Source organism: Streptomyces sp. NBC_00154 (genome assembly GCF_026342835.1).
Classification (GTDB): Bacteria; Actinomycetota; Actinomycetes; order Streptomycetales; family Streptomycetaceae; genus Streptomyces.
Genome location: NZ_JAPEMI010000001.1, coordinates 4,652,869 through 4,679,401, shown reverse-complemented (window position 1 = coordinate 4,679,401; position 26,533 = coordinate 4,652,869). Strand labels below are relative to the sequence as shown.

General features: G+C 69.7%; 26 protein-coding genes and 1 pseudogene. 14 read left to right on the top strand and 13 right to left on the bottom strand.

All coding sequences use genetic code 11. The features are described from left to right. Positions 1-31: 31 nt before the first annotated feature. Positions 32-469, bottom strand: a complete 438-nt coding sequence (locus OHA03_RS20950; protein ID WP_030925917.1) for a DUF3052 domain-containing protein — start codon at positions 467-469, stop codon at positions 32-34. 499 nt (positions 470-968) lie between these two features. Here OHA03_RS20950 and aceE point away from each other — a divergent pair, with 499 nt between their 5' ends. Beyond that, a complete protein-coding gene (gene aceE / locus OHA03_RS20945; protein WP_267005333.1) occupies positions 969-3,701 on the top strand; it encodes a pyruvate dehydrogenase (acetyl-transferring), homodimeric type in 2,733 nt (910 codons plus the stop codon). A gap of 83 nt (positions 3,702-3,784) precedes the next feature. Here aceE and OHA03_RS20940 read toward each other — a convergent pair whose 3' ends face one another. Together OHA03_RS20940 and OHA03_RS20935 are read right to left on the bottom strand one after the other, a co-directional pair. After that, a complete protein-coding gene (locus OHA03_RS20940) occupies positions 3,785-4,171 on the bottom strand; it encodes a peptidase inhibitor family I36 protein (protein WP_267005332.1) in 387 nt (128 codons plus the stop codon). A 197-nt stretch (positions 4,172-4,368) separates the two neighbouring features. Further along, entirely contained in the window at positions 4,369-5,979 is a 1,611-nt protein-coding gene (locus tag OHA03_RS20935) for an MFS transporter (protein WP_267005331.1), read from the bottom strand. A gap of 117 nt (positions 5,980-6,096) precedes the next feature. Between OHA03_RS20935 and OHA03_RS20930 the strand changes: the two genes are divergently transcribed. The 3 genes from OHA03_RS20930 to OHA03_RS20920 all read left to right on the top strand — a co-directional run bounded on the left by OHA03_RS20930 (position 6,097) and on the right by OHA03_RS20920 (position 9,273). Then, positions 6,097-6,792 (top strand): TetR family transcriptional regulator, encoded by a 696-nt coding sequence (locus OHA03_RS20930; RefSeq protein WP_267005330.1) that lies wholly within the window; start codon positions 6,097-6,099, stop codon positions 6,790-6,792. 224 nt (positions 6,793-7,016) lie between these two features. Next, positions 7,017-8,228: an alpha/beta hydrolase gene (locus OHA03_RS20925; protein WP_267005329.1), complete on the top strand. Its 1,212-nt coding sequence runs from the start codon at positions 7,017-7,019 to the stop codon at positions 8,226-8,228. A gap of 85 nt (positions 8,229-8,313) precedes the next feature. Then, positions 8,314-9,273, top strand: a complete 960-nt coding sequence (locus OHA03_RS20920) for a DUF4429 domain-containing protein (RefSeq protein ID WP_267005328.1) — start codon at positions 8,314-8,316, stop codon at positions 9,271-9,273. Positions 9,274-9,353: 80 nt separating this feature from the next. Here the strand turns inward: OHA03_RS20920 and OHA03_RS20915 are convergent, their stop codons facing one another. After that, positions 9,354-10,370, bottom strand: coding sequence for an aldo/keto reductase (locus tag OHA03_RS20915; protein ID WP_267005327.1), 1,017 nt, complete (start codon positions 10,368-10,370; stop codon positions 9,354-9,356). Positions 10,371-10,375: 5 nt separating this feature from the next. Further along, on the bottom strand, positions 10,376-10,831 hold the full coding sequence (locus OHA03_RS20910) for a MerR family transcriptional regulator (RefSeq protein ID WP_030925902.1): 456 nt from the start codon (positions 10,829-10,831) through the stop codon (positions 10,376-10,378). Between the two features lie 112 nt (positions 10,832-10,943). Here OHA03_RS20910 and OHA03_RS20905 point away from each other — a divergent pair, with 112 nt between their 5' ends. After that, positions 10,944-11,768, top strand: a complete 825-nt coding sequence (locus tag OHA03_RS20905; protein ID WP_267005326.1) for a serine hydrolase — start codon at positions 10,944-10,946, stop codon at positions 11,766-11,768. 31 nt (positions 11,769-11,799) lie between these two features. Here the strand turns inward: OHA03_RS20905 and OHA03_RS20900 are convergent, their stop codons facing one another. Further along, positions 11,800-12,456, bottom strand: a complete 657-nt coding sequence (locus OHA03_RS20900; protein ID WP_267005325.1) for a pirin family protein — start codon at positions 12,454-12,456, stop codon at positions 11,800-11,802. A gap of 170 nt (positions 12,457-12,626) precedes the next feature. Here OHA03_RS20900 and OHA03_RS20895 point away from each other — a divergent pair, with 170 nt between their 5' ends. From OHA03_RS20895 to fabF, 5 genes are all read left to right on the top strand, one after another. Beyond that, positions 12,627-13,826, top strand: a complete 1,200-nt coding sequence (locus OHA03_RS20895; RefSeq protein ID WP_267005324.1) for a CdaR family transcriptional regulator — start codon at positions 12,627-12,629, stop codon at positions 13,824-13,826. Positions 13,827-13,915: 89 nt separating this feature from the next. Next, positions 13,916-14,830 (top strand): ACP S-malonyltransferase, encoded by a 915-nt coding sequence (locus OHA03_RS20890; protein ID WP_267005323.1) that lies wholly within the window; start codon positions 13,916-13,918, stop codon positions 14,828-14,830. Between the two features lie 13 nt (positions 14,831-14,843). Next, entirely contained in the window at positions 14,844-15,845 is a 1,002-nt protein-coding gene (locus OHA03_RS20885) for a ketoacyl-ACP synthase III (RefSeq protein WP_267005322.1), read from the top strand. 63 nt (positions 15,846-15,908) lie between these two features. Next, positions 15,909-16,157: an acyl carrier protein gene (locus OHA03_RS20880; protein WP_030925892.1), complete on the top strand. Its 249-nt coding sequence runs from the start codon at positions 15,909-15,911 to the stop codon at positions 16,155-16,157. A 77-nt stretch (positions 16,158-16,234) separates the two neighbouring features. Continuing rightward, entirely contained in the window at positions 16,235-17,497 is a 1,263-nt protein-coding gene (gene fabF / locus OHA03_RS20875; protein ID WP_030925891.1) for a beta-ketoacyl-ACP synthase II, read from the top strand. Between the two features lie 156 nt (positions 17,498-17,653). Here the strand turns inward: fabF and OHA03_RS20870 are convergent, their stop codons facing one another. Then, positions 17,654-18,148: a DUF3145 domain-containing protein gene (locus tag OHA03_RS20870; RefSeq protein ID WP_267005321.1), complete on the bottom strand. Its 495-nt coding sequence runs from the start codon at positions 18,146-18,148 to the stop codon at positions 17,654-17,656. Positions 18,149-18,499: 351 nt separating this feature from the next. On the opposite strand from OHA03_RS20870, the gene OHA03_RS20865 reads away from it, so the two are divergent. Both OHA03_RS20865 and OHA03_RS20860 read left to right on the top strand, forming a co-directional pair. Beyond that, positions 18,500-19,417 (top strand): SGNH/GDSL hydrolase family protein, encoded by a 918-nt coding sequence (locus OHA03_RS20865; protein ID WP_267005320.1) that lies wholly within the window; start codon positions 18,500-18,502, stop codon positions 19,415-19,417. 29 nt (positions 19,418-19,446) lie between these two features. Then, complete coding sequence (locus tag OHA03_RS20860; protein WP_267005319.1) at positions 19,447-20,445, top strand: aldose epimerase family protein; 999 nt, start codon at positions 19,447-19,449, stop codon at positions 20,443-20,445. 271 nt (positions 20,446-20,716) lie between these two features. On the opposite strand, the gene OHA03_RS20855 is transcribed toward OHA03_RS20860, so the two are convergent. The 5 genes and pseudogenes from OHA03_RS20855 to OHA03_RS20835 form a co-directional block, all read right to left on the bottom strand. After that, positions 20,717-21,325, bottom strand: coding sequence for a LysE family translocator (locus tag OHA03_RS20855; RefSeq protein WP_267005318.1), 609 nt, complete (start codon positions 21,323-21,325; stop codon positions 20,717-20,719). A 21-nt stretch (positions 21,326-21,346) separates the two neighbouring features. Then, a complete protein-coding gene (locus tag OHA03_RS20850) occupies positions 21,347-22,135 on the bottom strand; it encodes an EI24 domain-containing protein (RefSeq protein ID WP_267005317.1) in 789 nt (262 codons plus the stop codon). A gap of 113 nt (positions 22,136-22,248) precedes the next feature. After that, a pseudogene (locus OHA03_RS20845) lies at positions 22,249-22,537 on the bottom strand (alpha-L-arabinofuranosidase C-terminal domain-containing protein); the annotation flags it as partial. Positions 22,538-22,606: 69 nt separating this feature from the next. Continuing rightward, positions 22,607-23,035, bottom strand: coding sequence for an organic hydroperoxide resistance protein (locus OHA03_RS20840; protein WP_267005316.1), 429 nt, complete (start codon positions 23,033-23,035; stop codon positions 22,607-22,609). Between the two features lie 88 nt (positions 23,036-23,123). Beyond that, positions 23,124-24,143: an NADP-dependent oxidoreductase gene (locus OHA03_RS20835; protein WP_267005315.1), complete on the bottom strand. Its 1,020-nt coding sequence runs from the start codon at positions 24,141-24,143 to the stop codon at positions 23,124-23,126. A gap of 160 nt (positions 24,144-24,303) precedes the next feature. On the opposite strand from OHA03_RS20835, the gene OHA03_RS20830 reads away from it, so the two are divergent. After that, positions 24,304-24,741, top strand: coding sequence for a MarR family winged helix-turn-helix transcriptional regulator (locus tag OHA03_RS20830; RefSeq protein WP_267005314.1), 438 nt, complete (start codon positions 24,304-24,306; stop codon positions 24,739-24,741). A gap of 170 nt (positions 24,742-24,911) precedes the next feature. Here the strand turns inward: OHA03_RS20830 and OHA03_RS20825 are convergent, their stop codons facing one another. After that, entirely contained in the window at positions 24,912-25,565 is a 654-nt protein-coding gene (locus OHA03_RS20825; protein WP_267005313.1) for a hypothetical protein, read from the bottom strand. 378 nt (positions 25,566-25,943) lie between these two features. On the opposite strand from OHA03_RS20825, the gene OHA03_RS20820 reads away from it, so the two are divergent. Next, entirely contained in the window at positions 25,944-26,519 is a 576-nt protein-coding gene (locus tag OHA03_RS20820; protein WP_267005312.1) for a hypothetical protein, read from the top strand. Positions 26,520-26,533: the final 14 nt, after the last annotated feature.

Here is a 26,533-nt window from a genome sequence, read left to right as displayed (position 1 = left end):
CGACCGGCGGGGGCCTCGTGGTGAGTGCGGTTCAGCGCTTGGCTTTGGCCGACTTCGGGGTGACAAGACGGCTGCCCGTCCAGTCCTTGCCCGCATTGATGCTCTTGGTCTGGGAAAGACCGGCTGTCTGTGCAGCCTCGTTGATGTCGCTCGGTTCGACGTATCCCTCGCGGCCGGTCTTCGGCGTCATCAGCCAGACCGCACCGCCGTCCTCGATCAGACCAATGGCATCCACCAGCGCGTCCGTAAGGTCGCCGTCCTCGTCGCGGAACCAGAGCAGAACGACGTCAGCGACGTCGTCGTAGTCCTCATCGACGAGTTCCTGGCCGGTAGTGGCCTCAATGCCCTCACGGAGCTCCTGCTCGACGTCGTCGTCGTAGCCGATCTCCTGGACCACCTGTCCGGGCTCGAACCCCAGCCGTGCAGCCGAGTTGGTCCGTTCCTCCGCGTGGTCCGCGGTCGCGCTCACGGGTTGCCTCCTGATCATGTTTCGGAAAATGCTTCAGCCACGCGCGTGCGCGGGGCGTTGGCCGTAGTCCACACGGGCGCGGCGGATCGCGCAAGTACCCAGCGTGCGAGACCGCCTAAACGGTGACGTTCCCTGCCACGTCGCCGCACGATCGGCATGTCCCTTGCGGGGCCCGGCGCTGCCGTCCACACCCTTTACGTGCTTGAACAGCATTACGTCCTTGAACAGCTTATGCCGTTTCGGTCCGCCAATCGGAGTCGAACAGCCTTTGGGAACGCTTGGACGGGTTGGGCGTATGGTTGCGGTTTGGTCCCACCCGTCTGCCGGACCCTCCTCGCGTACCGGACGTGATGTCTCACAACCTGACGGTTACCCCTGGGTAGAGATGACGTTTGCGTCCTCGCGGTACACGATGGTGATGACGTACATGCATACATCCCGGGGGCATGCCTCCCGTTATCAGGCCCCGTAGAGCACCACCGAACAGCGAAGGAACAGCGTGGCTTCCGGATCCGATCGCAACCCGATCATCATTGGCGGCCTTCCGAGCCAGGTCCCGGACTTCGATCCCGAAGAAACCCAGGAATGGCTCGACTCCCTCGACGCCGCCGTCGACGAGCGCGGGCGTGAGCGGGCCCGCTACCTGATGCTCCGGCTCATCGAGCGCGCGCGCGAGAAGCGTGTCGCCGTGCCGGAGATGCGCAGCACGGACTACGTGAACACGATCGCCACGAAGGACGAGCCGTTCTTCCCCGGCGACGAGGAGATCGAGCGCAAGGTCCTCAACGCGACGCGCTGGAACGCGGCCGTGATGGTGTCGCGCGCCCAGCGCCCGGGGATCGGCGTCGGCGGCCACATCGCCACGTTCGCCTCCTCCGCCTCGCTGTACGACGTGGGCTTCAACCACTTCTTCCGGGGCAAGGACGACGGCCTCGGCGGCGACCAGATCTTCTTCCAGGGGCATGCCTCCCCCGGTATCTACGCCCGCGCATTCCTCCTCGACCGGCTGAGCGAGGCGCAGCTCGACGCCTTCCGCCAGGAGAAGTCGAAGGCGCCGAACGGCCTGTCCAGCTACCCGCACCCGCGGCTGATGCCGGACTTCTGGGAGTTCCCGACCGTCTCGATGGGCCTCGGTCCGCTGGGCGCGATCTACCAGGCCCGGATGAACCGGTACATGGAGGCGCGCGGCATCGCCGACACCTCCCAGTCGCACGTCTGGGCGTACCTCGGCGACGGCGAGATGGACGAGCCCGAGTCGCTCGGCCAGCTCTCCATCGCCGCCCGTGAGGGCCTGGACAACCTGACCTTCGTGGTCAACTGCAACCTGCAGCGCCTCGACGGCCCGGTGCGCGGCAACGGCAAGATCATCCAGGAGCTGGAGTCGCAGTTCCGCGGGGCCGGCTGGAATGTCATCAAGCTGGTCTGGGACCGCTCCTGGGACCCGCTGCTGGCGCAGGACCGCACGGGCATCCTGGTCAACAAGCTGAACACCACGCCGGACGGCCAGTTCCAGACGTACGCCACCGAGTCCGGCTCGTACATCCGTGAGCACTTCTTCGGGGACGACCCGCGGCTGCGCGACATGGTCAAGGACATGACCGACGACCAGATCCTGCACCTGGGCCGCGGCGGTCACGACCACAAGAAGGTCTACGCGGCGTACGCGGCGGCCAAGGCCCACAAGGGCCAGCCGACGGTGATCCTCGCGCAGACGGTCAAGGGCTGGACGCTCGGACCGAACTTCGAGGGCCGCAACGCGACCCACCAGATGAAGAAGCTCACGGTCGAGGACCTCAAGCGGTTCCGCGACCGGCTGCACATCCCGATCACGGACAAGCAGCTGGACGAGGGCTACCCGCCGTACTACCACCCGGGCCGCGACTCGGAAGAGATCCAGTACATGCACGACCGCCGCAAGGGTCTGGGCGGCTATGTCCCGACCCGTGTGGTGCGCGCGAAGCCGCTGGTCCTGCCCGAGGACAAGACGTACGCGACCGCGAAGAAGGGTTCGGGCCAGCAGTCGATCGCCACGACCATGGCGTTCGTCCGCATCCTGAAGGACCTCATGCGGGACAAGGAGATCGGCAAGCGTTTCGTGCTGATCGCGCCCGACGAGTACCGCACCTTCGGTATGGACGCGTTCTTCCCGAGCGCGAAGATCTACAACCCGCTGGGTCAGCAGTACGAGGCGGTGGACCGCGATCTGCTGCTCGCGTACAAGGAGTCGCCGACCGGTCAGATGCTGCACGACGGCATCTCCGAGGCCGGCTGCACGGCGTCGCTGATCGCCGCGGGTTCGGCGTACGCCACGCACGGCGAGCCGCTGATCCCGGTGTACGTCTTCTACTCGATGTTCGGTTTCCAGCGCACCGGTGACCAGTTCTGGCAGATGGCCGACCAGCTCGCGCGCGGCTTCGTACTGGGTGCGACCGCGGGCCGCACGACGCTGACCGGTGAGGGTCTGCAGCACGCGGACGGCCACTCGCAGCTGCTCGCCTCGACGAACCCGGGCTGTGTCGCGTACGACCCGGCCTTCGGGTACGAGATCGCGCACATCGTCAAGGACGGTCTGCGCCGGATGTACGGCGAGAACAGCGAGGACGTCTTCTACTACCTCACCGTCTACAACGAGCCGATCCAGCACCCGGCCGAGCCGGAGAACGTGGACGTCGAGGGCATCCTCAAGGGCGTCTACCGCTTCAAGAGTGGCGAGCGGGGCATGATCCCGGCCCAGATCATGGCGTCCGGTGTGGCGGTCCCGTGGGCGGTCGAGGCGCAGCAGATCCTCGCCGACGAGTGGAACGTCAAGGCGGACGTCTGGTCGGCGACCTCCTGGAACGAGCTGCGCCGCGAGGCCGTGGACGTGGAGCGGTACAACCTGCTGCACCCGGAGGAGGAGCTGCGTGTCCCGTACGTCACGCAGAAGCTCTCCGGCTCCGAGGGCCCGTTCGTGGCGGTCTCGGACTGGATGCGTTCCGTGCCGGACCAGATCGCACGCTGGGTGCCCGGCGCGTACCAGTCGCTGGGTGCGGACGGCTTCGGCTTCGCCGACACCCGTGGCGCGGCCCGCCGGTTCTTCCACATCGACGCCCAGTCGATCGTCCTCGCGGTGCTCACCGAGCTCGCGAAGGAGGGCCGGATCGACCGTTCGGTACTGAAGACGGCGATCGACCGGTACGAGCTCCTGGATGTGGCCGCGGCCGATCCCGGCGCGGCCGGCGGCGACGCGTAGGCTCAACCGGCGGACGAGCTGAGTCGAAGGGCGGCGGACCTCTTGGTCCGCCGCCCTTCGGCGTTCCCCGGTCGGCTCCTCGGTCAGTTCTCCCAGATCTTGAATGCCCTGACCTGGTACGGGGACTGCGGCACCCAGGTCCCGCCGCCCGGATACGTCTCGAACTCGCCGGTCTCGGCGCACTCCGCGGATTGGTAGGTGGTGACGGGACGGCCGGTGCGGTTGGCGAGCGCCTGGGCCTTGCTGCCCGGCGGCAGCGGGACACAGCTCTCGATGCCGGTGTCCGACAGTTCATGGATCTGCCGGGCGCCGGTGAAGTCCGGCTTCGCCCAGAGGCAGAGCTGACCGCTCCCGCATGTCCCGAGGCGGACCGGCGCCGCGTGCGCGGCCGGTGCGGTCTGTGACGCCGAAGCGGCCGGTGGGATCAGGGCGGTGGCGGTCAGTACGGCGGCAAGGACGGTCGTACGCATATCAATCAACCCCCGTGCTGGTGTGGATCAGTTGCACGCACCCTGACCTGCGCGGCAGCTTCACCGGAAGGGGCTCCGGGCCACACCACCCGGATAGGCGACAGCCCCGCCGGAGAGGTCCGGCGGGGCTGCCGTATGCGCTGTGTTGACGCTCGGGCGTCATCGGCGCGAGGGGCCGACGACGACCGGCGGCGGGGTCAGATGTGGCCTGCGCCCGCGCCTGCCTCGACGTTCTCACCGCGCTTGGTGAGCGTGGCGACCAGCGCCGCGCCCACCGCGACGATGCCGGCGACCATGAACGCGGTGCTCATGCCGGACACGAACGTGTCATGTGCGACGCTCGTGATCTTCTCCACGACCGGCGCGGGCACGCCGGATCCCACCGGCGGAATGCCGACCTCGACGGCCGAGGACGCCTGGTCCAGCTGCTGGGGCGAGAGCGGCGGAAGCTTCGCGTCCGCCCAGTTGCCGGCGAGGTGGGAGTCGACCTGGGAAGCCATGACCGCGCCCAGCACCGCCGTACCGAGACTGCCGCCGACCTGCATGGAGGCCTGCTGCAGACCGCCCGCGACACCGGAGAGCTCCATCGGGGCGTTGCCCACGATGACCTCGGTGGCGCCGACCATCACCGGGGCGAGGCCGAGGCCGAGCAGACCGAACCAGATGGACATCGTCGCCGTGCCGGTGCCGGTGTCCAGCTGCGACATCCCGAACATGGCGACCGCGGTGCACACCATGCCGCCGACGAGCGGGACGCGCGGGCCGAACTTGGTGATCAGCACGCCCGCGAGCGGGGAGCCGACGATCATCATGCCGGTCAGCGGCAGCAGGTGCAGACCCGCGTCGACGGCCTTCATGCCGTGCACGTTCTGCAGGTAGAAGGTGACGAAGAACAGTCCGCCCAGGAAGGCGAATGCCATCAGCACCATCAGGACCACACCCGCGGACAGCGCCACCGAGCGGAACATGGCCAGCGGGACCAGCGGTTCCCTGACGTTCTTCTGCGAGAAGGCGAACACCGCGAACAGGCCCACGGCGGCCACCAGGAAGGCGACCGTCTTGAAGTCGCCCCAGCCCCATTCGGCACCCTTGATGAGGGCCCAGATCAGGCAGAACATCGCCTGCGACAGCAGCACGATGCCGCCGATGTCGAAGGAGCGCGGGGCGTTCTCGGCCCGGTGGTCCTTGAGGATCACCACGCCGAGCAGGAGTGCGATCACACCGACCGGCACGTTGATGAAGAAGACGGACTGCCAGCTGACGTGCTCGACGAGCACACCGCCGAGAATCGGGCCGCCCGCGGTCGAGGCGCCGATGACCATGCCCCAGATACCGATGGCCATGTTCAGTTTCTCGGCCGGGAAGGTGGCGCGCAGCAGGCCGAGCGCGGCCGGCATCAGCAGGGCTCCGAAGAGGCCCTGCAGCACCCGGAACGTGATCACCAGGGCCACACTGCTGGAGAGGCCGATGGCCCCCGAGGCCGCGGCGAAGCCCACGACCCCGATCAGGAAGGTCTGGCGGTGGCCGAACCGGTCACCGAGCTTGCCCGCGGTGATCAGGGAGACCGCGAGTGCGAGCATGTAGCCATTGGTGATCCACTGGACCTGGGCGAGCGAGGCGCCCAGGTCCTGCTGGATGGCGGGGTTGGCGATCGCGACGATCGTGCCGTCGAGCGCGACCATCATCACGCCGATGGCCACGGAGAAGAGCGTCAGCCAGGGGTGGCCGCGCAGCCCCTTGGCCGGGGCGGGAGCGAGGGTGTCCTGCGGCTCCCGCGACGCCTTTTCTACGGTGGTCTGACTAGTCATGCCCGGGAGATTAGTGTCAGTCACTGACAGTTGACAAACTGTTTCACAAGTCGGTAACTGTCTCGTAGCTCACAGGTTCACCAAGTCGGACAAAATACCAGAAAGAGGACCAGTTCAGTGACCGACGGGCAGCGAGCCGTGGAGCACCCGACCGGGCTGCGCGAGCGCAAGAAGCGACGCACCCGGGACGCCTTGCTGCACGCCGCTCTCGAGCTCTTCACCACCCAGGGGTACGAGGAGACCACCGTCGACGAGATCGTCGACGCCGTCGACGTCTCCCAGCGCACCTTCTTCCGCTACTTCGCCAGCAAGGAGGAGACCGCCTTCGCCGTCCAGGAGATGGTGGAGTCGCGCTTCCTCTCGGAGCTGCGCCGACGACCCGCCGCGGAAAGTCCGTTCGAAGCCATGCGCAGCGCGGTGCTGTGCGCATGGAACAGCATCGGCGAGGCGATCGAGGAACTCGTCACGGTCGAACTCCACATGCGTACGTACCGGATGATCGAGTCGACCCCCTCCCTGCTCGCGGCCCATCTGCGGCGCAGCATCGATCTGGAGAACCAGATCGCCGAGGTGATCGCCGCACGCGAGGGTCTCGACATCGCGACGGACCCGCGGCCGCGGGTCGCCGTCGCCGCATTCTCCGGCGTGATGCGGGTGACCGGGCAGCTGTGGGGGCAGGGGCGGGACACCAGCGTCGACTCACTGCGGACGCTGACCGAGACCTACCTGGACCACCTCGGAGCGGCGCTCGCGGGGAACTGGCGCACACCGGTCGAACGGACGGCCGAGACAACTCACACCTCCGCCGGGTAGTTCCGCACCCGAATGTGCCGAACACCTCAAAGGGGAACATGACGGACTTCACAACAGCCTTGCCAGGACTGCCACATGGAGCGTCCGCCAGGCGTGGGAGTTCGCCGGAGCGTGCGCGAGGCGCGCACGGAGCGTAAGGAGGCGCCCCTCCAATTCCCCATCGACGAGTGATGTGCGTCACCCGCTTCACAGCTGCCGTCGCGCGTCTCCTAATGTGGGCGGCAGTGACTTCCTTCGACTCCTCCCCCACGCTCACCGCATGGCGCGCACTTCTCGCCGTCGCGGTCGTGTTTGTGATGCTGGCGACCACAGGCTGGACCGCCGTACGTCACCAACGCTCCGACGAGCCACGCGACATCGCACTCTCGTCCTGGGCGCGGGGCCGGATAGCGGGTCACCCCCTGCCGGACGTCGATGCGTCCCCGTACCGGCTGGCCCAGTTCTTCGCCTCGCTCACCGCCGCGCAGCGCACCGCTCTCGCCGACAAGTACCCCTTGGTCGTCGGCAATCTGAACGGCGCGCCGGTCACCCTGCGCTACCACGCCAACCGGCGGGCCCTGGTGCAGGCGCGGGCGGTCGAGCAGCAGCGCATGCACGACGTCCGGCTCTCCCCCGACGGCCGCAGCGACGCGTTCCGCCGGATGGAGCGCTTCCAGTCGATGCTTGCCCACGGTCGGCACTTCCTGGCGTTCGACCCGTCCGGGAAGGGCCACGCCGCCGAGGTGTTCGGCGACCTCGACGAGGCCGAGCGGGTCTCGCTGGTCGTGCCCGGTGTCGACACCAGCCTGCTGACGCTGGAGCGGACCGGGCCCAAGGTCAACGCCGCACCCGTCGGCATGGCGAAGTCGCTGTACGCGGCGGAGCGCGCCGCGAGCCCCGGCACCCGGACCGCGGTCATCGCCTGGGCGGACTACACCGCGCCCGCCGGCATCGGCATGGACGCGGCCCTGGGGAACCTCGCCGAGCGTGGGGCCGTCCGGCTCACCGCACTGGTCGACGCCCTGCCCGGCACGTCGAAGATCTCGCTGTTCTGCCACAGCTACGGCTCCGTGCTGTGCGGTGTCGCCGCAAACGAACTGCCGTCCAGGGTCGCCGACATCGCGGTCGCGGGCAGCCCCGGCATGCGGGCGAAGAGCGCCGCCCAACTGCACACCACGGCCGATGTCTGGGCGATGCGGGACCGCGACGACTGGATCCAGGACGTACCGAACATGGAGGTCGGCGGGCTCGGCCACGGCGCCGATCCGGTGGACCGCGGCTTCGGTGCGCGCGTCGTCTCGGCGGGCGACGCGATCGGGCACAGCGGCTATTTCGAGCCGGGCACCGAGAGCCTCAGCAACTTCGCCGCCATCGGCGTCGGCGCATACGGTTCGGTGACCTGTGCGAGCGCCGACAGCGCCTGCCGCGACGGAATTTCCGGCGCCGAGGTCGTCTGACGCGCGTAGAGCACCGCAGCCGCCGGTGAATTGCGGTCCGCTCGGAGGGGGGACGTGCGGACGAGTGCCGCATACGATGAGGCACATGGGTGATGTGCTGGCCGGAATTCATGCCACCTGGGAGTTCGACACCGACTCCGTGCTCATCCGCTTCGAACGGGGAATCCGCACGCCGAAGCTCTTCCAGAGCCTGCGTGAACGCCGCATTCCGCACGCGGCGTTGTCGTCGGTGACACTGACCCCGGGCAAGCGAGGCACGGTGGTTCTGCATGCGGTGCCGAGACCCGGTGCCGATCCACTGCTGGAGGCCGCGGCCGGGCAGCTGAAGGACGGCAGCGATCCGTACCGGCTGGTGCTGCCCGCAGAACGCGAGACACTCGCCGAGTACTACGCGGACGAGCTGCGCGCGCTGCTCGGCCCGGACGCGGCGGAGCCCGCCGAAAGGTTCCTGGTCGCGGCCCCCGAGGCGCCGATGCACTTCAAGGCGTACGACGGCAGGGCCAGCTTCGACGGGGACCGGATCTCTTTCCGGTGGTTCTGGACGGGTGCCTCCACGGCGAAGTGGAAGGCGGGCGACCAGACGTTCCCGGTCAGCGAGCTGAGCGGGGTCGAGTGGCGCTCGCCGGAGGCCTTCGACGGCTATCTGCGACTGGTGCCACGAGGCGCTCGGAACACGGACGCCGGGGCGGGCACGGGCCTGTCTCCCGTTACGGGCAACGGTGCGGCGGTGCTCCGTACGGACACTGCGCCGGCCGGTCCGCAGCCATCGGCCCCACGGCCCACCCAGGCCGATCAGGACCCGGCTGCGGTGATCTTCGGGCTCGGCTACGGCCCGGTGCACGAGTCGCTGCCGTTCGCCGCCGCCGTACTGGAGTCCGTGCGCAGGAAACAGTCCACGCCCGTCGCCGTGCCGGCGAGTGCGGTGCGGCGCGATCCGGCGGACATCGCCGAGCGGATCCGTCACCTCGGGGAGCTGCACCAGGCGGGTCTGGTGACGGACGACGAGTTCCGTGCCAAGAAGGCACAGCTGCTCGCGGAGTTGTAGCCGGACGGACGGGAGAGAACCAGCCCGTCCGGCACTTACGGAGAGAACGGGGCCGGGGCGCCCCGGCCCCCCCGGAACGGCTACTCGCGCGCCGCCGACGTCGAGCTCATGTCCGGGTAGCGGTCGCCCGCCACCTGGCCGGCGATCGGCTCCAGCACGGCCAGCTCCTCCGGCGTGAGGGTGAGCCGGGTCGCCCCGACGTTCTCCAGCAGCCGGCTGCGCTTGCGCGTGCCGGGGATCGGAACCACGGTCAGACCGTGCACCTCGGCGCGCTGCTGCACCCAGGCGAGCGCCACCTGCGCGGCCGTCGCCCCGTGCGCCGCCGCGATCTTGTGGACCGGTTCCAGGAGCGCGGCGTTCGTCCTCGCGTTCTCGCCGGTGAAGCGGGGCTGGTACTGGCGGAAGTCGCCCTTGGACAGGTCCTTGGCGGCGTCGGCGAACGCCCCGGTCAGGAAACCGCGGCCGAGCGGCGAGTAGGGCACGAAGGTGACCCCGAGTTCGACCGCCGCGGACACGGCGCTGCGCTCGACGTCCCGGCTGAAGAGCGACCACTCCGACTGCAGGGCGGCGATCGGGTGCACCGCGTACGCCTCGCGCAGCTCCGCGCCGGTCACCTCGCTCAGCCCGAGCTGCTTGACCTTGCCCTGCTGCACGAGCTCGGCCATCGCGCCGACGGACTCGGCCAGCGGCACGGAGGGGTCGCGACGGTGCATGTAGTACAGGTCGATGACGTCGGTGTTCAGTCGGCGCAGGCTGTCCTCGACGGCCTGGCGGATGTACGCGGGGTCGTTGCGCACCGCCCGGTACTGCGGGTCGTCGTCCTTGCGCTCTATGGCGAACTTCGTGGCGAGCGTGATCTCGTCCCGGTGCGCCCCGACGAACGGGGCGAGGAACGTCTCGTTGGCACCGCTGCCGTAGATGTCCGCGGTGTCGAAGAGCGTGACGCCCGCCTCCAGTGCGGCCTCCAGCGTGTCCCGGGCGGCGGCTTCGTCGGTGTCCCCGTAGAACTCGCTCATACCCATGCAGCCGAGTCCCTGCACGCCCACCTGCGGGCCGCCGTTGCCGAGCTCCACAGTTGCGATCTTGTTGTCGGTCATCAGGTTCAAGGCCTTTCCGACGCCCGCCGGGCGCCCGCATAAAAGTCGATCTTGTAATCGAGGACGGCCAGGGTGTCCTGGAGCTCCGCGATCCGCGTCTTCACATCACGGCGGGTCGCCTCCAGCAGCTCCTGCCGCTCCTCGAAGGTGTGCTCGCCCTCCCGCAGCAGCTCCGCGTACCGGACCATGTGGGCGACCGGCATCCCGGTCAGCCGCAGCTTGCCCACGAAGGCCAGCCAGTCCAGATCGCGATTGGTGAACCGGCGCTGGCCGGTGTGCGACCGGTCGACGTGCGGCATCAGGCCGATCCGCTCGTACCAGCGCAGGGTGTGTGCGGTGAGCCCGGTGAAGGCCGCGACCTCGCTGATGGTGTAGCGGTCCTGGCCCTCGGGGCGTGGATGCGCCCGTGGAGCGGATGCACAGGCGTCGGTCGTCGCGGTAGTGCTCTCCATCACCGTCATGGCCTCCACGCTAGAACCTTGGAGTGCACTCGAAGCAAGCGCCATCAGCGACAGGTTTTCCGGCCACCGGCCGGATGACGGGTGTTCGGCGGCAGGTCTTAGTCTCGTAGTCATGCAGAGCCTGGCGATGATAGAGAACTGGCCCGTCCCCACCGCGGCGGCCGCCGTCGTACGAGCGGACGGCACCGTCGTCGGCAGTCACGGGCCGACCGCGCACCGCTTCCCGCTCGCCTCCGTCACCAAGCCGATAGCCGCCTATGCCGCGCTCGTGGCGTACGAGGAAGGCGCGGTGGAGCTCGACGAACCGGCCGGACCCGAGGGTTCCACCGTCCGGCATCTGCTCGCGCACACCAGCGGGCTCGCCTTCGACGAACACCGGGTGACGGCCGCTCCCGGCACCCGGCGGCTCTACTCCAACGCGGGCTTCGAGGTGCTCGGCGACCACATCGCCAAGGCCACCGACATCCCGTTCCCCGAGTATGTGCGCCAGGCGGTCCTGGAGCCGCTGGGCATGGCATCGACGACGATGGACGGCTCGCCCGCCCGGGACGGCGTCTCGACCGTCGACGACCTGGTGCGGTTCGCGACGGAGGTGCAGGCCCCGCGGCTGCTCGATCCGCGTACGGTGCTGGCCGCGCAGACCGTCGTACGCTCCGGCCTGAAGGGCGTCCTGCCGGGCTACGGCCACCAGAACCCCAACGACTGGGGGCTCGGCTTCGAGATCAGGGACCACAAGTCGCCGCACTGGACGGGCAGTTCCTCGTCACCCGCGACCTTCGGGCATTTCGGACAGTCGGGAACGTTCCTGTGGATCGACCCGGCCGCGGGCGCGGCGTGCATCGCCCTGACCGACCGGGCCTTCGGCCCGTGGGCTGTCGAGGTCTGGCCGCCGCTCACGGACGCGGTGCTCGCGGAGCTCGTACGTTCAGCGGGATAGCGCCCTCAGCCGGCTCCGGCCGAGGCCTTGTTCAGCCCGACAGCTCCCAGACCAGCACCTGCGTCGGCGCCTCGGCCACCAGTTCCAGCCCCACCGCCCCGGTGATCCGCGCCGCGTCCCCAGGACCGAGCGTCTCGCCGTCGAGCCGCACCTCGCCGCCGATCACGTGCACATACGCCCGCGCCGCGTCCGGCACCGCCGTGCGCTCCCCAGCGGTCAGCCTGCGCACATGCAGCATCGCTCCGGCTTCCGGGAGGGCGTACGGGGTGGAGTCGGCGATGCCGGGGACGGTCGTGTACGAGGGTTCGCCGCCCGGTTCGAGCGGCGCCAGCCACATCTGAAGGAACGTCAGCGGTATGTCCCCGTCGTTGCGCTCGACATGGCGTACCCCGGCCGCCGAGCTGAGATGCTGGACGTCCCCGGCCCGTACAACCGTGGCGTGACCGGCCGAGTCGCGGTGGGTCAGCTCGCCCTCGACGACCCAGGTGACGATCTCCGTGTGGCTGTGCGGGTGTTCGTCGAAGCCCGCACCGGGCGCCAGCCGTTCCTCGTTGCAGGCCAGGATCGCGCCGAAGCGCAGGTTGTCCGGGTCGTAGAAGGAGCCGAAGGAGAAGGCGTGCCGGGACAGGATGCCCGCGGCCTCGTCGCCGCCCGTATACCGGTCGTCCGCGCGCTGTACGGAAATCACGGGTCCACGGTAGCCCGGCCGGGCGCCCCTGTGTCCCGGTCGGGGACGGCCGAATCCCGGTCCGGGACCGGCCGTGTCCGGTCGGAAACCGGCCGTCCGCTACTCGGCAGTACGACCCGCGGCCGCCCCGGCCCTCCGTGCCCGTGGTCCGATAAGGCAGTCTTGTGTTCGTGCCCCGATCCGATCCTGAGCAGCCCGCTGCGAATGACGCCCACCTGCATGCCGCGACCCTGAAGCGACTGGAGCAGTCCTCCGGCCGGCTGGCCGCGAACGCGATCGCCCGCATGGACGAGTCGCTGCCGTGGTACCGGGCGATGCCACCGGAGAACCGGTCCTGGATCGGCCTGGTGGCCCAGGCCGGAATCGCCGCCTTCACCGAGTGGTTCCGCCACCCGGAGACCCCGCAGGCCATCTCCACCGATGTGTTCGGTACGGCCCCGCGCGAGCTGACCCGGGCCATCACGCTGCGCCAGACCGTCGAGATGGTGCGGACGACGATCGAGGTGATGGAGGCCGCGATCGAGGAGGTCGCCGCGCCCGGCGACGAATCGGTGCTGCGCGAGGCGCTGCTCGTCTACGCGCGGGAGATCGCCTTCGCGACCGCGCAGGTGTACGCACAGGCCGCCGAGGCGCGCGGCGCCTGGGATGCCCGGCTCGAATCACTCGTGGTGAACGCGGTGTTGTCCGGCGAGGCCGACGAGGGCGCCGTGTCGCGGGCCGCCGCACTCGGCTGGAACTCCCCCGAACATGTCTGTGTGGTCCTCGGTACGGCCCCCGACGGCGACAGCGAACTGACCGTCGAGGCGATCCGGCGGGCCGCCCGGCACGCCAAGCTCCAGGTGCTGACCGGGGTGCTCGGCAACCGGCTGGTCGTCATCGCGGGCGGCAGCGACAACCCGCTGCATGTCGCGAAGGCCCTGATCGGCCCGTACGCGGCCGGTCCCGTCGTGGCCGGACCGGTGGTGTCGGACCTCCTTGCGGCCACCCGGTCCGCGCAGGCCGCCGCCGCCGGACTCAAGGCGTGCAGCGCCTGGCAGGACGCCCCGCGGCCGGTCCTGGCCGACGATCTGCTGCCGGAGCGCGCCATGGCGGGCGACCCTGCCGCGCGTGACCAACTGGTGGAGGAGATCTACAGACCGCTGGAAGAGGCGGGCTCCGCGCTGCTGGAAACGCTGAGCGTGTATCTGGAACAGGCGAGCAGCCTGGAGGGCGCCGCCCGGATGTTGTTCGTCCACCCCAACACCGTGCGCTACCGGCTCCGACGTGTGACGGACGTCACCGGATGGTCGCCTTCCGATGTCCGCTCCGCGTTCACTCTGCGCATCGCCCTGATTCTGGGGCGTCTGGCCGACAGAGATCCCCAGTCCTAGACTTTTGTCAGACTTCAACAATTCCCCCTACGGTTCTTCGTCCCTGTCCCCACGGGTGTTCCGGACCGTTCACAAGAGAGAGTGTGAGGGTGCTCGTACTCGTCGCTCCCGGCCAAGGCGCTCAGACGCCCGGCTTCCTGACTCCCTGGCTCGACCTCCCCGGTGCCACCGACCGCATCGCGGCATGGTCCGACGCCATCGGGCTCGACCTTGCCCACTACGGCACCCGGGCCGACGCGGACGAGATCCGCGACACCGCGGTGGCACAGCCGCTGCTGGTCGCCGCGGGTCTGCTGTCCGCCGCCGCGCTTGACGCGTCGCCCGGTGTCGTCGCAGGTCACAGCGTCGGTGAGATCACCGCCGCAGCTCTCGCGGGCGTTCTCGACGACGAGGCCGCGCTCCGTCTCGTACGCACCCGTGGGCTCGCCATGGCCGACGCCGCCGCGATCACCGAGACCGGCATGGCCGCGCTGCTCGGCGGCGAGCCCGAGGTGACGGTCCCGCACCTGGAGAAGCTCGGTCTGACCCCGGCGAACGTCAACGGGGGCGGCCAGATCGTCGCCGCCGGCACCGCCGCGCAGATCGCCGCGCTGACCGAGGACAAGCCCGAGGGCGTGCGCCGCGTTGTGCCCCTCAAGGTCGCCGGTGCCTTCCACACGCACCACATGGCCCCTGCGGTCGACCGGCTCCGCGAGGCCGCCGCGGCACTGACGGTCGCCGACCCGACCGTGACATATGTCTCGAACGCCGATGGAAAGACGGTCGCCACGGGCGACGAGGTCATCTCCCGGCTGGTCGGCCAGGTCGCCAACCCGGTCCGCTGGGACCTGTGCATGGAGACCTTCAAGGCGCTGGGCGTCACCGCGCTCATCGAGGCCTGCCCGGGCGGGACCCTCACCGGTCTCGCCAAGCGCGCACTGCCCGGGGTGCAGACCCTCGCGCTGAAGACCCCCGACGACCTCGACGCGGCCCGCGCGCTCATTTCCGAGCACGCGGACGCCTAAGGAGCCCGAGAGCATGTCGAAGATCAAGCCCAGCCAGGGCGCCCCGTACGCACGGATCATGGGTGTCGGTGGCTACCGCCCGACCCGTGTCGTGCCCAACGAGGTGATTCTCGAGAAGATCGACTCGTCCGACGAGTGGATCCGCTCCCGGTCCGGCATCGCCACCCGCCACTGGGCCTCCGAGGAGGAGACCGTGGCCGCGATGTCCGTCGAGGCGGCCGGGAAGGCCATCGCCGACGCCGGGATCACGCCCGAGCAGATCGGCGGGGTCATCGTCTCCACCGTCTCGCACTTCAAGCAGACCCCGGCCGTCGCGACCGAGATCGCCCACAAGGTCGGCGCGGGCAGGCCCGCCGCCTTCGACATCTCCGCCGGCTGCGCGGGCTTCGGCTACGGCCTGACCCTCGCCAAGGGCATGATCGTCGAGGGCTCGGCCGAGTACGTGCTGGTCATCGGCGTGGAGCGGCTCAGCGACCTGACCGACCTGGAGGACCGGGCAACGGCCTTCCTCTTCGGCGACGGCGCAGGCGCGGTCATCGTCGGCCCCTCCAATGTGCCCGCCATAGGCCCGACGGTCTGGGGCTCCGAGGGCGACAAGTCCGACACGATCAAGCAGACCGTGGCGTGGGACGAGTTCCACGCCGAGCGTCCCGAGAAGTTCCCGGCCATCACGCAGGAGGGCCAGGCGGTCTTCCGCTGGGCCGTCTTCGAGATGGCGAAGGTCGCCCAGCAGGCGCTGGACGCGGCCGGGATCGCTCCGGAAGACCTGGACGTCTTCATCCCGCACCAGGCCAACATGCGGATCATCGATTCGATGGTGAAGACCCTGAAGCTGCCGGAACACGTCACGGTCGCCCGCGACGTGGAGACCACCGGCAACACCTCCGCCGCCTCGATTCCGCTCGCTATGGAGCGGCTTCTGGCGACCGGTCAGGCGAAGAGCGGCGACACCGCGCTCGTCATCGGCTTCGGGGCGGGTCTCGTCTACGCCGCGACGGTCGTTACTCTCCCCTAGGCACACCGGACCTTCCGGTCCGGACGTCCGAACCCTGCTGAAATACATCGAAGGAGCGCCAACATGGCCGCCACCCAGGAAGAGATCGTCAACGGTCTCGCCGAGATCGTCAACGAGATCGCCGGTATCCCGGTCGAGGACGTCCAGCTGGACAAGTCCTTCACCGACGACCTGGACGTCGACTCGCTGTCCATGGTCGAGGTCGTCGTCGCCGCCGAAGAGCGCTTCGACGTGAAGATCCCCGACGAGGACGTCAAGAACCTCAAGACGGTCGGCGACGCTGCCGACTACATCCTGAAGCACCAGGCCTGATCCAGCCGGCTCGTGTGTCGCCACCCGGCGGTGGCGCCGCTGATTCACGACCCTCTACACGTGGAGAAGATTTTCCAGTGAACTCGACCAATCGCACCGTGGTCGTCACCGGTATCGGCGCAACCACTCCGCTGGGTGGCGACTCCGCGTCGACCTGGGAAGGTCTGATGGCCGGTCGTTCCGGCGTCAAGCCTCTCGAGGGCGAACGTTTCGCCGAACTGCCCGTCCGGATCGCTGCCCTCGCGGCCGTCGACCCGGGCGACGTACTGCCCCGCCCGCTCGCCCGCAAGCTGGACCGCTCGGCGCAGTTCGCGCTGATCGCGGCCCGCGAGGCGTGGGCGGACGCCGGCTTCACCGGCAAGGCCGGTGAGGACGACGCGATCCAGCCCGAGCGGCTCGGTTCGGTCATCGCCTCCGGCATCGGTGGCGTGATCACCCTGCTCGACCAGTACGACGTGCTGAAGGAGAAGGGCGTACGCCGCGTCTCCCCGCACACCGTGCCCATGCTCATGCCCAACGGCCCCGCCGCCAACGTCGGCCTGGAGGTCAACGCCCAGGCCGGTGTCCACACCCCGGTCTCCGCCTGTGCGTCGGGTGCCGAGGCCATCGGTTACGCCGTCGAGATGATTCGCACCGGCCGTGCCGACGTGGTCCTCGCCGGTGGCACCGAGGCGGCCATCCACCCGCTGCCGATCGCGGCGTTCGCCAACATGATGGCGATGTCCAAGAACAACGACGAGCCCCAGAAGGCGTCGCGTCCGTACGACACGGGCCGTGACGGCTTCGTGCTCGGCGAGGGTGCCGGTGTCGTCGTCCTGGAGTCCGCGGAGCACGCGGCCGCGCGTGGCGCCAAGGTCTACTGCGAGGTGCTGGGCCAGGGCCTGTCCGCGGACGCCCACCACATCGCCCAGCCCGAGCCGACCGGTCGCGGGATCGCTGCCGCCATGCAGAACCTGCTGGACCAGACGGATCTCAAGCCGTCGGAGGTCGTGCACCTCAACGCGCACGCCACGTCGACGCCGCAGGGCGATGTCGCGGAGCTGAAGGCTCTGCGCAAGGTTCTGGGCGACGACCTCGACCATGTCGCGATCTCCGCGACGAAGTCGATGACCGGTCACCTGCTCGGTGGCGCGGGCGGCATCGAGACCGTCGCGACGGTTCTGGCGCTGCACCACCGGATGGCTCCGCCGACGATCAACGTGGAGAACCTCGACGAGGCGGTGGAGGCGGACATCGTGCGCGATGAGCCGCGGCCGCTGCCGGAGGGGTCGATCGCTGCGATCAACAACTCGTTCGGGTTCGGGGGACACAACGTGGTGCTGGCGTTCCGCAGCGTCTGATCCCCACCGCCCAGGCTGTACGACGAAGCCCGCTTCCCCGTTCGACCGGGGAGGCGGGCTTCGTCCGCTTCGTTCTCGGCCTCGCCGGCGTTCGAGGCGCGTGATCCCGGTTCGGGAAGGGGCGGCAGGGGGAACAGGCCCGCCCGCAGATGCCCCTCACACCACCTGGTGGAGCCAGCGGACCGGGGCGCCCTCGCCTGCGTGCCGGAAGGACTCCAACTCGTCGTCCCACGGCTTGCCGAGGAGTTTGGCGATCTCCGCCTCCAGGTCCGTCTCCCCGCGCACCGATCGCGCCAGCGCAGCCCGCAGCCGGTCCTCCGGCACCAGGATGTCGCCGTGCATGCCGGTGACCGCGTGGAAGATGCCCAGTTCGGGCGTGGAGCTGTAGCGCTCGCCCTCTGCCGTGGCGCACGGCTCCGCCGTCACTTCGAAGCGCAGCAGATCCCAGCCGCGCAGCGCGGAGGCAAGCTTCGACGCGGTACCCGCGGCGCCCTCCCAGGAGAACTCGGACCGCCAGGTGCCGGGCGCGGCCGGCTGTCTGATCCAGTCGAGCTGGACCCGCGCACCGAGGACACCCGCCACCGCCCATTCGACATGTGGGCAGAGCGCGCGCGGTGCGGAGTGAACGTACAGAACTCCACGTGTCGTCACCGGGACCTCCAGTGTGGGACGAGGTTCGCCTTCCCCAGCGGCCTCGCGCCCGTACCGCCTCTTCCTGGCCGGATCCCGAGGTCGTCATCAGTAAACAGCATCGGGAGTGAATCTCCTGAAAAGGGACAGTAAGTGACGTGATGTGATTTTCCGATACCACTCAATTGGAGCCGGGTGGCGGAACGTGGCGCTGGTTCGACGGGGAAAAGCTACCGTGCGGCGGCGCCCCAGGTGTGACGTACCGTCGGTCCTGGGCCCATGATTCGCTCAGCATTCACCCGGCAGGGCGCCCGGGCCTGCCGCCTGGGGCTATAAGGAGTTGCCGGGGGCATAAACGGGAGGGCACGAGGGATGCAGAATCGTTTCGCAAGCCACCGCTCGCGCACCGCTGCCGCCGTGCTGACGGTGCTTCCGGTCATCGCCGCAGCCGCGCTGACCGGCTGTGACGCCGGGCAGGACGGGACGACGAAGGGAACGGCCGCCGCGAAGCACCGCTCCTCCGCTGCGCATGCCCCCGTCTGGGACCGCAGTCCCGAGTCGGTCGCCGCCGTCGGGGACTCCATCACACGGGGGTTCGATGCCTGTTCGGTGCTGACCGACTGCCCGGAGGTGTCCTGGGCGACCGGCACTGACCACGAGGTCCGGAGCCTCGCGGTGCGGCTGCTCGGCACCTCGCGCGCGGCCGCGCACAGCTGGAACCACGCCGAGACGGGCGCCCGGATCGCCCAGCTGCCGGAGCAGATGGCCCTCGCCGCGCAACAGAAGCCGGATCTGGTGACGGTGATGATCGGCGCCAATGACGCCTGCCGGGACTCGGCGGAGGTGATGACACCGGTGGCGGACTTCCGGGCGTCGTTCAAGGCGTCGATGCGTCAGCTGCGCAGCACGGCGCCGAAGACGCAGGTCTACGTGTCGAGCGTGCCGGATCTCAAGCGCCTCTGGTCGACGGGGCGTGGCAACGCACTGGGCAAGCAGATCTGGAAGCTCGGCATCTGCAGGTCGATGCTGGGCGAGGCGGATGACATGAGTGCCGCGGCCGTGGCACGCCGCGCCTCGGTGCAGAAGCGGGTCGTGGCCTACAACAAGGTGCTGCGGGACGTGTGCGCGAAGGATCTGCGCTGCCGGTACGACGGCGGTGCGGTCTTCGGCTACCGGTTCACCGGCAGGCAGCTCAGCCAGTGGGACTGGTTCCATCCGGGGCGCAACGGACAGGCCCGGCTGGCGGAGATCGCGTACCGCAATGTCACGGCGCGGAAGCCACCGGCGTAGCACAGCCACGTGGTCTAAGGTCCGTGATCATGAACACGGGTTTGAGCACGGCGATACGTGCGGAAGTCTTCGGCACCCTCGCGGACGGCACCGCCGTCCACCGCTGGACGCTGGAACGGGCCGGTACGCGCGTACGCGTCCTGACGTACGGCGGCGTCGTGCAGTCGGTCGAGGTGCCCGGGCGGAACGGCGTACGGGCCCCGGTGGCGCTCGGGCTGCCGGATCTCGCGGCGTACGAGAAGTCCTCCGGCCCGTACTTCGGGGCGCTGGTCGGGCGGTACGCGAACCGGATCGCGCGCGGCTCCTTCGTACTCGACGGGCAGACCCACCGGGTGACCCGGAACGAGGGGCGCAACCATGTGCACGGCGGGGCCCGTGGCTTCGACAGACGTGTGTGGGAGGCGCGGGAGCTCATCGACGGTGTGGAGCTCTCCCTGGTCGCGGAGGACGGCGAGGAGGGCTTCCCGGGGCGGCTGACGGTCTCGGCCGCGTACACCCTGGACGAGGACGGGGCGCTGCGCATCGCGTACCGGGCGACGACGGACGCGCCGACCGTGCTCAACCTGACCAATCACACGTACTGGAACCTGGCCGGCGCCGACAGCGGCAGCGCGGTCGGGCACACGCTGTGGATCGCGGCAGGGCGGATCACGCCGACGGACGCCGAGTCGCTGCCGACGGGTGAGTTCCTGCCGGTGGACGGGACCCGGTTCGACTTCCGGGAGACGAAAACCGTCGGTGGGGGGTACGACCACAACTTCGTTCTGGACGCCGCCGCCGACGGTCCGGTGGCCGAGCTGTGCGACCCCGCGTCGGGGCGCGTCCTGACCGTCACGACGACCGAGCCGGGTCTGCAGCTGTACACCGCCGACCACTTCGACGGCCGGCCGTACGGGCCCTGCGACGGGATCGCACTGGAGACGCAGCACTTCCCGGACTCGCCGAACCGGCCGGAGTTCCCGAGCACGGTGCTGCGGCCGGGCGAGGAGTACGTGTCGACGACGGTGTACGGGTTCTCGACGCGCTGACGCGGGAACGCGGCGGACGACGGGCAGGGGAAGAGCCCCGGGGCGGGGTCAGGTGCCGCTCCGGGGCTCTTCCGTCCGAGGGGGTGTTACTCCTTGATCTCCGTGGACGGACCCTCGTGCCCGGCAGCTACGAGGTGCAGGCGGCTCGCTCGCTCGGGGACGTACGCCTGACGGCGTTCTGCGACTGTCGCGGCCGGAGCCCTGCGACTGTTGCGGCCGGAGCCCGCGGACGCCCCGGACGAGCCCGACGTGCACAGCGGCTGAGCGTCGCTCAGCGGGCGAGGCCGAGCGTGACACCCAGCCCGATGAGCACCGAACCGATGCCGCGGTTGAGGACCTTCTGCCACCGCAGCATCGCGGTGCGCAGCTGCTCGTGCGAGAAGAACAGCGCGACCAGTGCGAACCAGCCGAGGTGGGCGGCGGACATGAAGAGCCCGTAGCCCGCCTGCTGCCACAGACCGGTGTCTTCCCCGACGACCTGGGTGAAGGTCGACACGACGAAGAGCGTGGTCTTGGGGTTCAGCGCGTTGGTCAGGAAGCCGGTGCGCAGAGCCCCGAGCCGGGTCAGGGCCGGCTTCGACTCCAGATCGACGACGAGATCGTTGCGGGCGAAGAACGTCCGTACCCCGATGTAGACGAGATACGCCGCGCCGGCCAGCTTGATCGCGGTGAACAGGGCTGTCGAGGACGCGATCAGCAGCCCGACGCCGAGCATCGTGTAGGTGACATGGACGAGGACGCCCGCGGCGACTCCGGTGGCCGCGAGGAGACCGGTCGTCCGGCCGTAGAGGTAGCTGTTGCGCACGACCATCGCGAAGTCGGCGCCCGGGCTGATGACGGCGAGGACGGTGATGACGGCGACGGCGATGATCTCGGTCATGGCTCGGGGTCTCCTCGGTCCTCAGTCCTTGTTGAGGGCGTACGGGGAAGGGGCCGCGTCCTCGTCGTCGGAGGGCGGCGCCGTCAGGTCCCGCGCGAGCAGGGTGGCTCCGGCGACGGCGCCCGGCATCAGGAACACCGCCACGAACGGGACCAGGAAGGCGAGTCCCAGCGGTACTCCGAAGCCGAGGGTCAGCATGCGGCGGCCGCGCAGCAGGACGAGCCGGTCCGCCAGGACCAGACCGCGGCGCTGGAGCGCGACCGCGGTGAGCTCCTCGGCGAGGAAGTAGCCGGTGACACAGAAACCGATCGCGGGGACCACCGTCTGGCCGACGACCGGGACGAACCCGAGGGCGAAGAGCAGTACGGCGTACAGCGAGACGCGCACGAGAATGCGGAGGCTGTCACGGGCGGAGATCCACAGTTCGCGCCAGAGCGGCAGCCCGGACTCGGGGACGTCGCCGCCCTCCGACCGGTCCACCTGCTCGGAGAGCGACTCGTAGAACGGCTGGCCGACCAGCAGCGTCACGGCGGTGAACGTGATCACGGCGAGGAACAGCCCGAGGGCGAAGACCAGCACGGTGAGCGTGACCCGGAGCAGGCCGAGCCAGGGCGAGGACCAGTCGTCGGCGAACGGGGTCGCCCAGGCCACGAAGTCGTCGGCGCCGTAGCCGAGTCCGACGAGCGCTGCCGCGTACACGACCAGTGTGACGAGGCCGGGGACCAGGCCGAAGCCGAACCAGCGTCCGTGCCGGCCGACCCAGCGTTGCCCCTTGATCAAATAGCTGAAACCCACCCCTAGATCGCGCATGGCGTCAGCGTAACGGGGGTGGTGGGGGTCGTGTTGACCGGGGAGTTGGGGGCCGGACCGGACTTCCCCGGACGTTCCGTCCTCGCTCTCCGCGCGGTCGGATCCGTCCGCGGTCAGGTCAGGCGGATCATGTTCCAGGACATGGGTTCCAGTGTCGCCCTCGGCACTGCACCGTCGAGCGTCGTGCCCTGCGCCGGATGCGGGGTGACGCGGTCCGGATCGGTGAGGGTGTTGCGGGCGTCCGGGTCGGCGTCCGCGAGAACCTGGTGTTCGGCGATCTTCGCCAGGTCGAAGCCGTGCGGGGCGACTTCGCTCCGTCATGATCGGGGCGATCACATCGACCAGTTGGGCGAGGCGGGCGACGGTCACCCGGTCCGCGTGGCGGAGCAGCGCGATGAGCAGGGCGGTACGCAGTTGAGGGCCGCACCCCGGGGGGTGCGGCCCCCACTTGCGTACAGGCAGTGCGGACGATCAGACGACCGACAGCTCGACCTTGATGTTGCCGCGCGTGGCGTTCGAGTACGGGCACACCTGGTGGGCCTTCTCGATGAGCGACTGCGCGGTGGCGGTGTCGACGTTCGGGATGGTCGCGGAGATCGCGACCTCCAGGCCGAAGCCACCCTCGGCGGTCTTGCCGATGGAGACCGCGGCGGTCACGGTGGAGCCGGAGATGTCGGCCTTCTCCTGACGGGCCACCACACCGAGGGCGCCCTGGAAGCAGGCGCTGTAGCCGGCCGCGAAGAGCTGCTCCGGGTTGGTGCCCGCGCCGTTGCCGCCCAGCGCCTTCGGCGGGTTGACGACGACGTCGAGCCGGCCGTCGTCGGAGGAGACGCGGCCGTCACGGCCGTTCTCCGCAGTGGCGACAGCGGTGTACGCGACGGTTATTTCCTGAATGGCCATGCTGAGGTTTCCTCTGCTGTAGCGCCGCAACTCGCGCCCACGATCGCGACGGCCTGCGGATGAGACTAACGGTGACGGCGAACGGCTGTCAGCCGAGGGAAACGATCATCTTTCCGGTGTTCTCGCCGCGCATCAGGCCGAGGAACGCATCGAAGCCGTTCTCGATGCCCTCGACGACGGTCTCGCGGTACTTCAGCTCACCGGAGGCCAGCCAGCCGGCGACCTCCTGGACGAACTGCGGCTGGAGCGCGGCGTGGTCGCCGACGAGCATGCCCTGCAGACGCAGCCGCTTGCCGATGACGAGAGCGAGGTTGCGCGGGCCGGGGGTCGGCTCGGTCGCGTTGTACTGGGCGATCATTCCGCAGATGGTGGCGCGGCCGTGCACATGGAGCGAGGAGATCGCCGCTTCGAGGTGCTCGCCGCCGACGTTGTCGAAGTAGACGTCGATGCCGTCGGGGGCGGCCTGGCGCAGCTGCTCGGCAACCGGGCCGTTCTTGTAGTTGAAGGCGGCGTCGAAGCCGTACTCCTCGACGAGGAGCTTGACCTTCTCGTCGGATCCGGCCGAGCCGATGACCCGCGAGGCGCCCCTGAGCTTCGCCATCTGGCCGACCTGGCTGCCGACGGCACCGGCGGCACCGGAGACGAAGACGGCGTCGCCCTCCTTGAAGGACGCGACCTCGAAGAGGCCCGCGTAGGCGGTGAGCCCGGTCATGCCGAGCACACCGAGGTAGGCGGAGAGCGGGGCCAGGTCCGGGTCGACCTTGACGGCGTGCTGGGCCGGGACGTCGGCGTACTCGCGCCAGCCCAGACCGTGCAGGACGTGGTCACCGACCGCGATCCCCTCGGCGTTGGAGGCGATGACCTCGCCGACCGCGCCGCCTTCCATGGGGTGATCCAGCTTGAAGGGCGGGGTGTACGACTTCACGTCGTTCATCCGTCCCCGCATGTACGGGTCGACCGAGAAGTGCAGATTGCGGACGAGGACACGGCCCTCGGCGGGAGCGGTGACCGGGGCCTCACGCAGCGCGAAATCCTCGGCCTTCGGCCAGCCGTGGGGGCGGGCGACAAGGTGCCATTCACGGCTCGACGTGGGAAGTGCTGCAGACATGGGCTCGGGTTCTCCTCGATGTCCTACGAGTGGGGGAAGCGTTTCGCCGGGTCCCGCCGGGTTCGGACCGCCGGGTTCCGTCGCAGAAATGCTTCATGACGTGAAACAACCATGCTCCTGAATATTTCATGTTGTCAAGTAACTGGGTATCCTGGGTGTCATGGCCACCACGCGAACAGACCCACTGACCCTCGAAGTCGTCGAGCTCATCGGCACGGTCGTGGCGCGCTACTACGAGGAGTACGACCGGGCCGCGGCCGCGCACTCGCTCACCGGTGCGCAGGCCCGGGTCCTCGGGCTGCTCTCCCTGGAGCCGACGCCGATGCGCAAGATCGCCCAGAAGCTGAAGTGCGAGCCGTCGAACGTGACGGGGATCGTCGACCGGCTGGAGACGCGTGGCCTGGTGGAGCGTCGGCCCGACCCGGCCGACCGGCGGGTGAAGCTGGCCGCCGCGACGGAGAAGGGTGCCCGGACCGCGCTGCAGCTCCGCGAGTCGCTCGGCTTCGCACGCGAGCCGCTCGCCGAGCTGTCGCACGCGGAGCGTGCGGTGCTGCGGGACCTGCTGCGACGGATGCTGGGCGTGGACACGGAGTCCTAGAGCTGCAGGCCCGAGGGGTGTCCCGTAATCCCTGGCGGGCGCACGACAGCCACGGCACCTCCCCGCGTTGCCGGAACGCCCGAACACGCCCCGTACGAGGACGCCCTCCGCCTCGCGATACACCGCATCCGACGCCGCACGCTGATCCACCAGGGATCACGGGACAGCCCTCAGAAGCAGAAAATGAGCCAGCACGACTCGGTCTTGGTCGGGCTGGGCTTGGGCGGCGCGGGGTTCGGGGGCTGCGACGGGTTGCCGGTCGGGGTACCCGACGGGTCGCGAGGCGATCCGGAAGGACTCGGTCCGGACGACGGATCCGTGGAGGACGTGGCACCGTCGGAGGGCGTGATGGTGGCCGCGGGCGGGCCGGAGCCCGCACCTCCGGGGGCACCGGCGCCGGTGCCGGTCCCAGTGCCCGGACGGACGGTGCCGGAGGTGTGCGCGTCGGTGGAGGGGACGGTGGAGGGGCTGTCCACCGGTCCGGGGCGGTCGATGTCGTGACTCGACGAGGGTTTCGGCGCCGGCGCGGTCGTGACGTCGGTGGCCTCGCGTACGTAGTCCGAGGCGCCGTCGTCGCCCTTCGGTTCGATGGCCAGCTCGGCGAGGCTCAGCGCCCCGGCGGCGAGCACGACACCGAGGACGGCGAGCAGGGCGGTCCGGCCGCGACGGCGGTGCGAACGACGGCCGCGCCCTCCCCGGCCGCCACGTTGCCCTCTGGCGCCTCGTCCGCCCCGGCCGCCACGCTGATCCCTCGCGACAAGCTCGTCCCTGGCGACAAGCTCCTCCCCGGCGACGAGCTCGTCCCCGGCAGCGCGCTCGTCCATGCCGTCTCGCTCGTCCCGGCGCGCTCGACGCGAGCCGCCCGATGCGCGCGCATTCGCGGACCCGCGTCTGCCTCCGGACCCGCGCGCACCGCGGCCGCCCGGGGCAGGCTCGGTAGCGCCGCGGGACCGGCGGCGACGTCCGCCCGGCGCTGACGGCAGGGCTTTCACACGCTCCGCGTCCGGTTCGTGGCCGGAGAGGGCGGGCGTGGCGTAGTGGCTCAGCGCCTCGGCGGGGGTTCCGCACCCGGCACAGGCGAGGGCGCCGTTGAGATGCCGCTGACACGGGTGGCAGTAATCCATGGCGCCCGAAGATTAAGTGCCGATAGGACAACAGAGAAAGCCGCTCACGTGAGGATCCTGTGTGGAAACGTCAATTCCATGACCGTCGCCCCTTTTGGTCCACTCGAGTTCCAGCTCGTCCTGCTCCGCCGGATGGCCGACCACCAGCCCGGCCTCGTCGAGGACGCCCGGCACGAGCTCAGCGCCTCGCTCGCCGAGATGCGAGAGGCCAACCGCCGCTGGCAGGCGATGGTGCGGGCGCCCCGCGGCCGCGGCTCGTTGCGCCGCTACCGCTCGGTGCTGGGCGAACCCGAGTCCTCCGTACACCGCCGGATCGGCGATCTGGAGTGCGACGCCCTGCTCTGGCCGGTGCCGCTCTGGCCGGAGCTGCGATTCGAGGTGATGGTCGCACCGGGCGGGGCCGTATGGAACGAGTGGCTGGTCAGAGCCCCGGGGGCGACCGGCCCCGAGCTCCGCACGACCGACGATCTGCACCCCTGGTCGTGCACTGTCGACGAGGTCGCCCGGGCCTTCCCGCCGGCCCGCCCGATGGAGGGCAGCGCACCGACCCGGTGGGCGCTCGCGATCACCGACCCCCGGACGGGTGCGCCGTACGTCGCCGAGTTCACCTGGGGGCTGTTCCAGCGACTGCTCCAGGGCACACCCCAACCCTGACCTGGCAGTCCGCC

Coding starts and splice junctions, on each gene's coding strand:
- OHA03_RS20940 (WP_267005332.1), bottom strand. CDS start 4,171: ATGCGTACGACCGTCCTTGCCGCCGTACTGACCGCCACCGCCCTGATC.
- OHA03_RS20935 (WP_267005331.1), bottom strand. CDS start 5,979: ATGACTAGTCAGACCACCGTAGAAAAGGCGTCGCGGGAGCCGCAGGAC.
- OHA03_RS20920 (WP_267005328.1), top strand. CDS start 8,314: ATGGGTGATGTGCTGGCCGGAATTCATGCCACCTGGGAGTTCGACACC.
- OHA03_RS20915 (WP_267005327.1), bottom strand. CDS start 10,370: ATGACCGACAACAAGATCGCAACTGTGGAGCTCGGCAACGGCGGCCCG.
- OHA03_RS20910 (WP_030925902.1), bottom strand. CDS start 10,831: ATGACGGTGATGGAGAGCACTACCGCGACGACCGACGCCTGTGCATCC.
- OHA03_RS20905 (WP_267005326.1), top strand. CDS start 10,944: ATGCAGAGCCTGGCGATGATAGAGAACTGGCCCGTCCCCACCGCGGCG.
- OHA03_RS20885 (WP_267005322.1), top strand. CDS start 14,844: ATGTCGAAGATCAAGCCCAGCCAGGGCGCCCCGTACGCACGGATCATG.
- OHA03_RS20880 (WP_030925892.1), top strand. CDS start 15,909: ATGGCCGCCACCCAGGAAGAGATCGTCAACGGTCTCGCCGAGATCGTC.
- OHA03_RS20865 (WP_267005320.1), top strand. CDS start 18,500: ATGCAGAATCGTTTCGCAAGCCACCGCTCGCGCACCGCTGCCGCCGTG.
- OHA03_RS20860 (WP_267005319.1), top strand. CDS start 19,447: ATGAACACGGGTTTGAGCACGGCGATACGTGCGGAAGTCTTCGGCACC.
- OHA03_RS20855 (WP_267005318.1), bottom strand. CDS start 21,325: ATGACCGAGATCATCGCCGTCGCCGTCATCACCGTCCTCGCCGTCATC.
- OHA03_RS20850 (WP_267005317.1), bottom strand. CDS start 22,135: ATGCGCGATCTAGGGGTGGGTTTCAGCTATTTGATCAAGGGGCAACGC.
- OHA03_RS20840 (WP_267005316.1), bottom strand. CDS start 23,035: ATGGCCATTCAGGAAATAACCGTCGCGTACACCGCTGTCGCCACTGCG.
- OHA03_RS20835 (WP_267005315.1), bottom strand. CDS start 24,143: ATGTCTGCAGCACTTCCCACGTCGAGCCGTGAATGGCACCTTGTCGCC.
- OHA03_RS20830 (WP_267005314.1), top strand. CDS start 24,304: ATGGCCACCACGCGAACAGACCCACTGACCCTCGAAGTCGTCGAGCTC.
- OHA03_RS20825 (WP_267005313.1), bottom strand. CDS start 25,565: ATGGACGAGCGCGCTGCCGGGGACGAGCTCGTCGCCGGGGAGGAGCTT.
- OHA03_RS20820 (WP_267005312.1), top strand. CDS start 25,944: ATGACCGTCGCCCCTTTTGGTCCACTCGAGTTCCAGCTCGTCCTGCTC.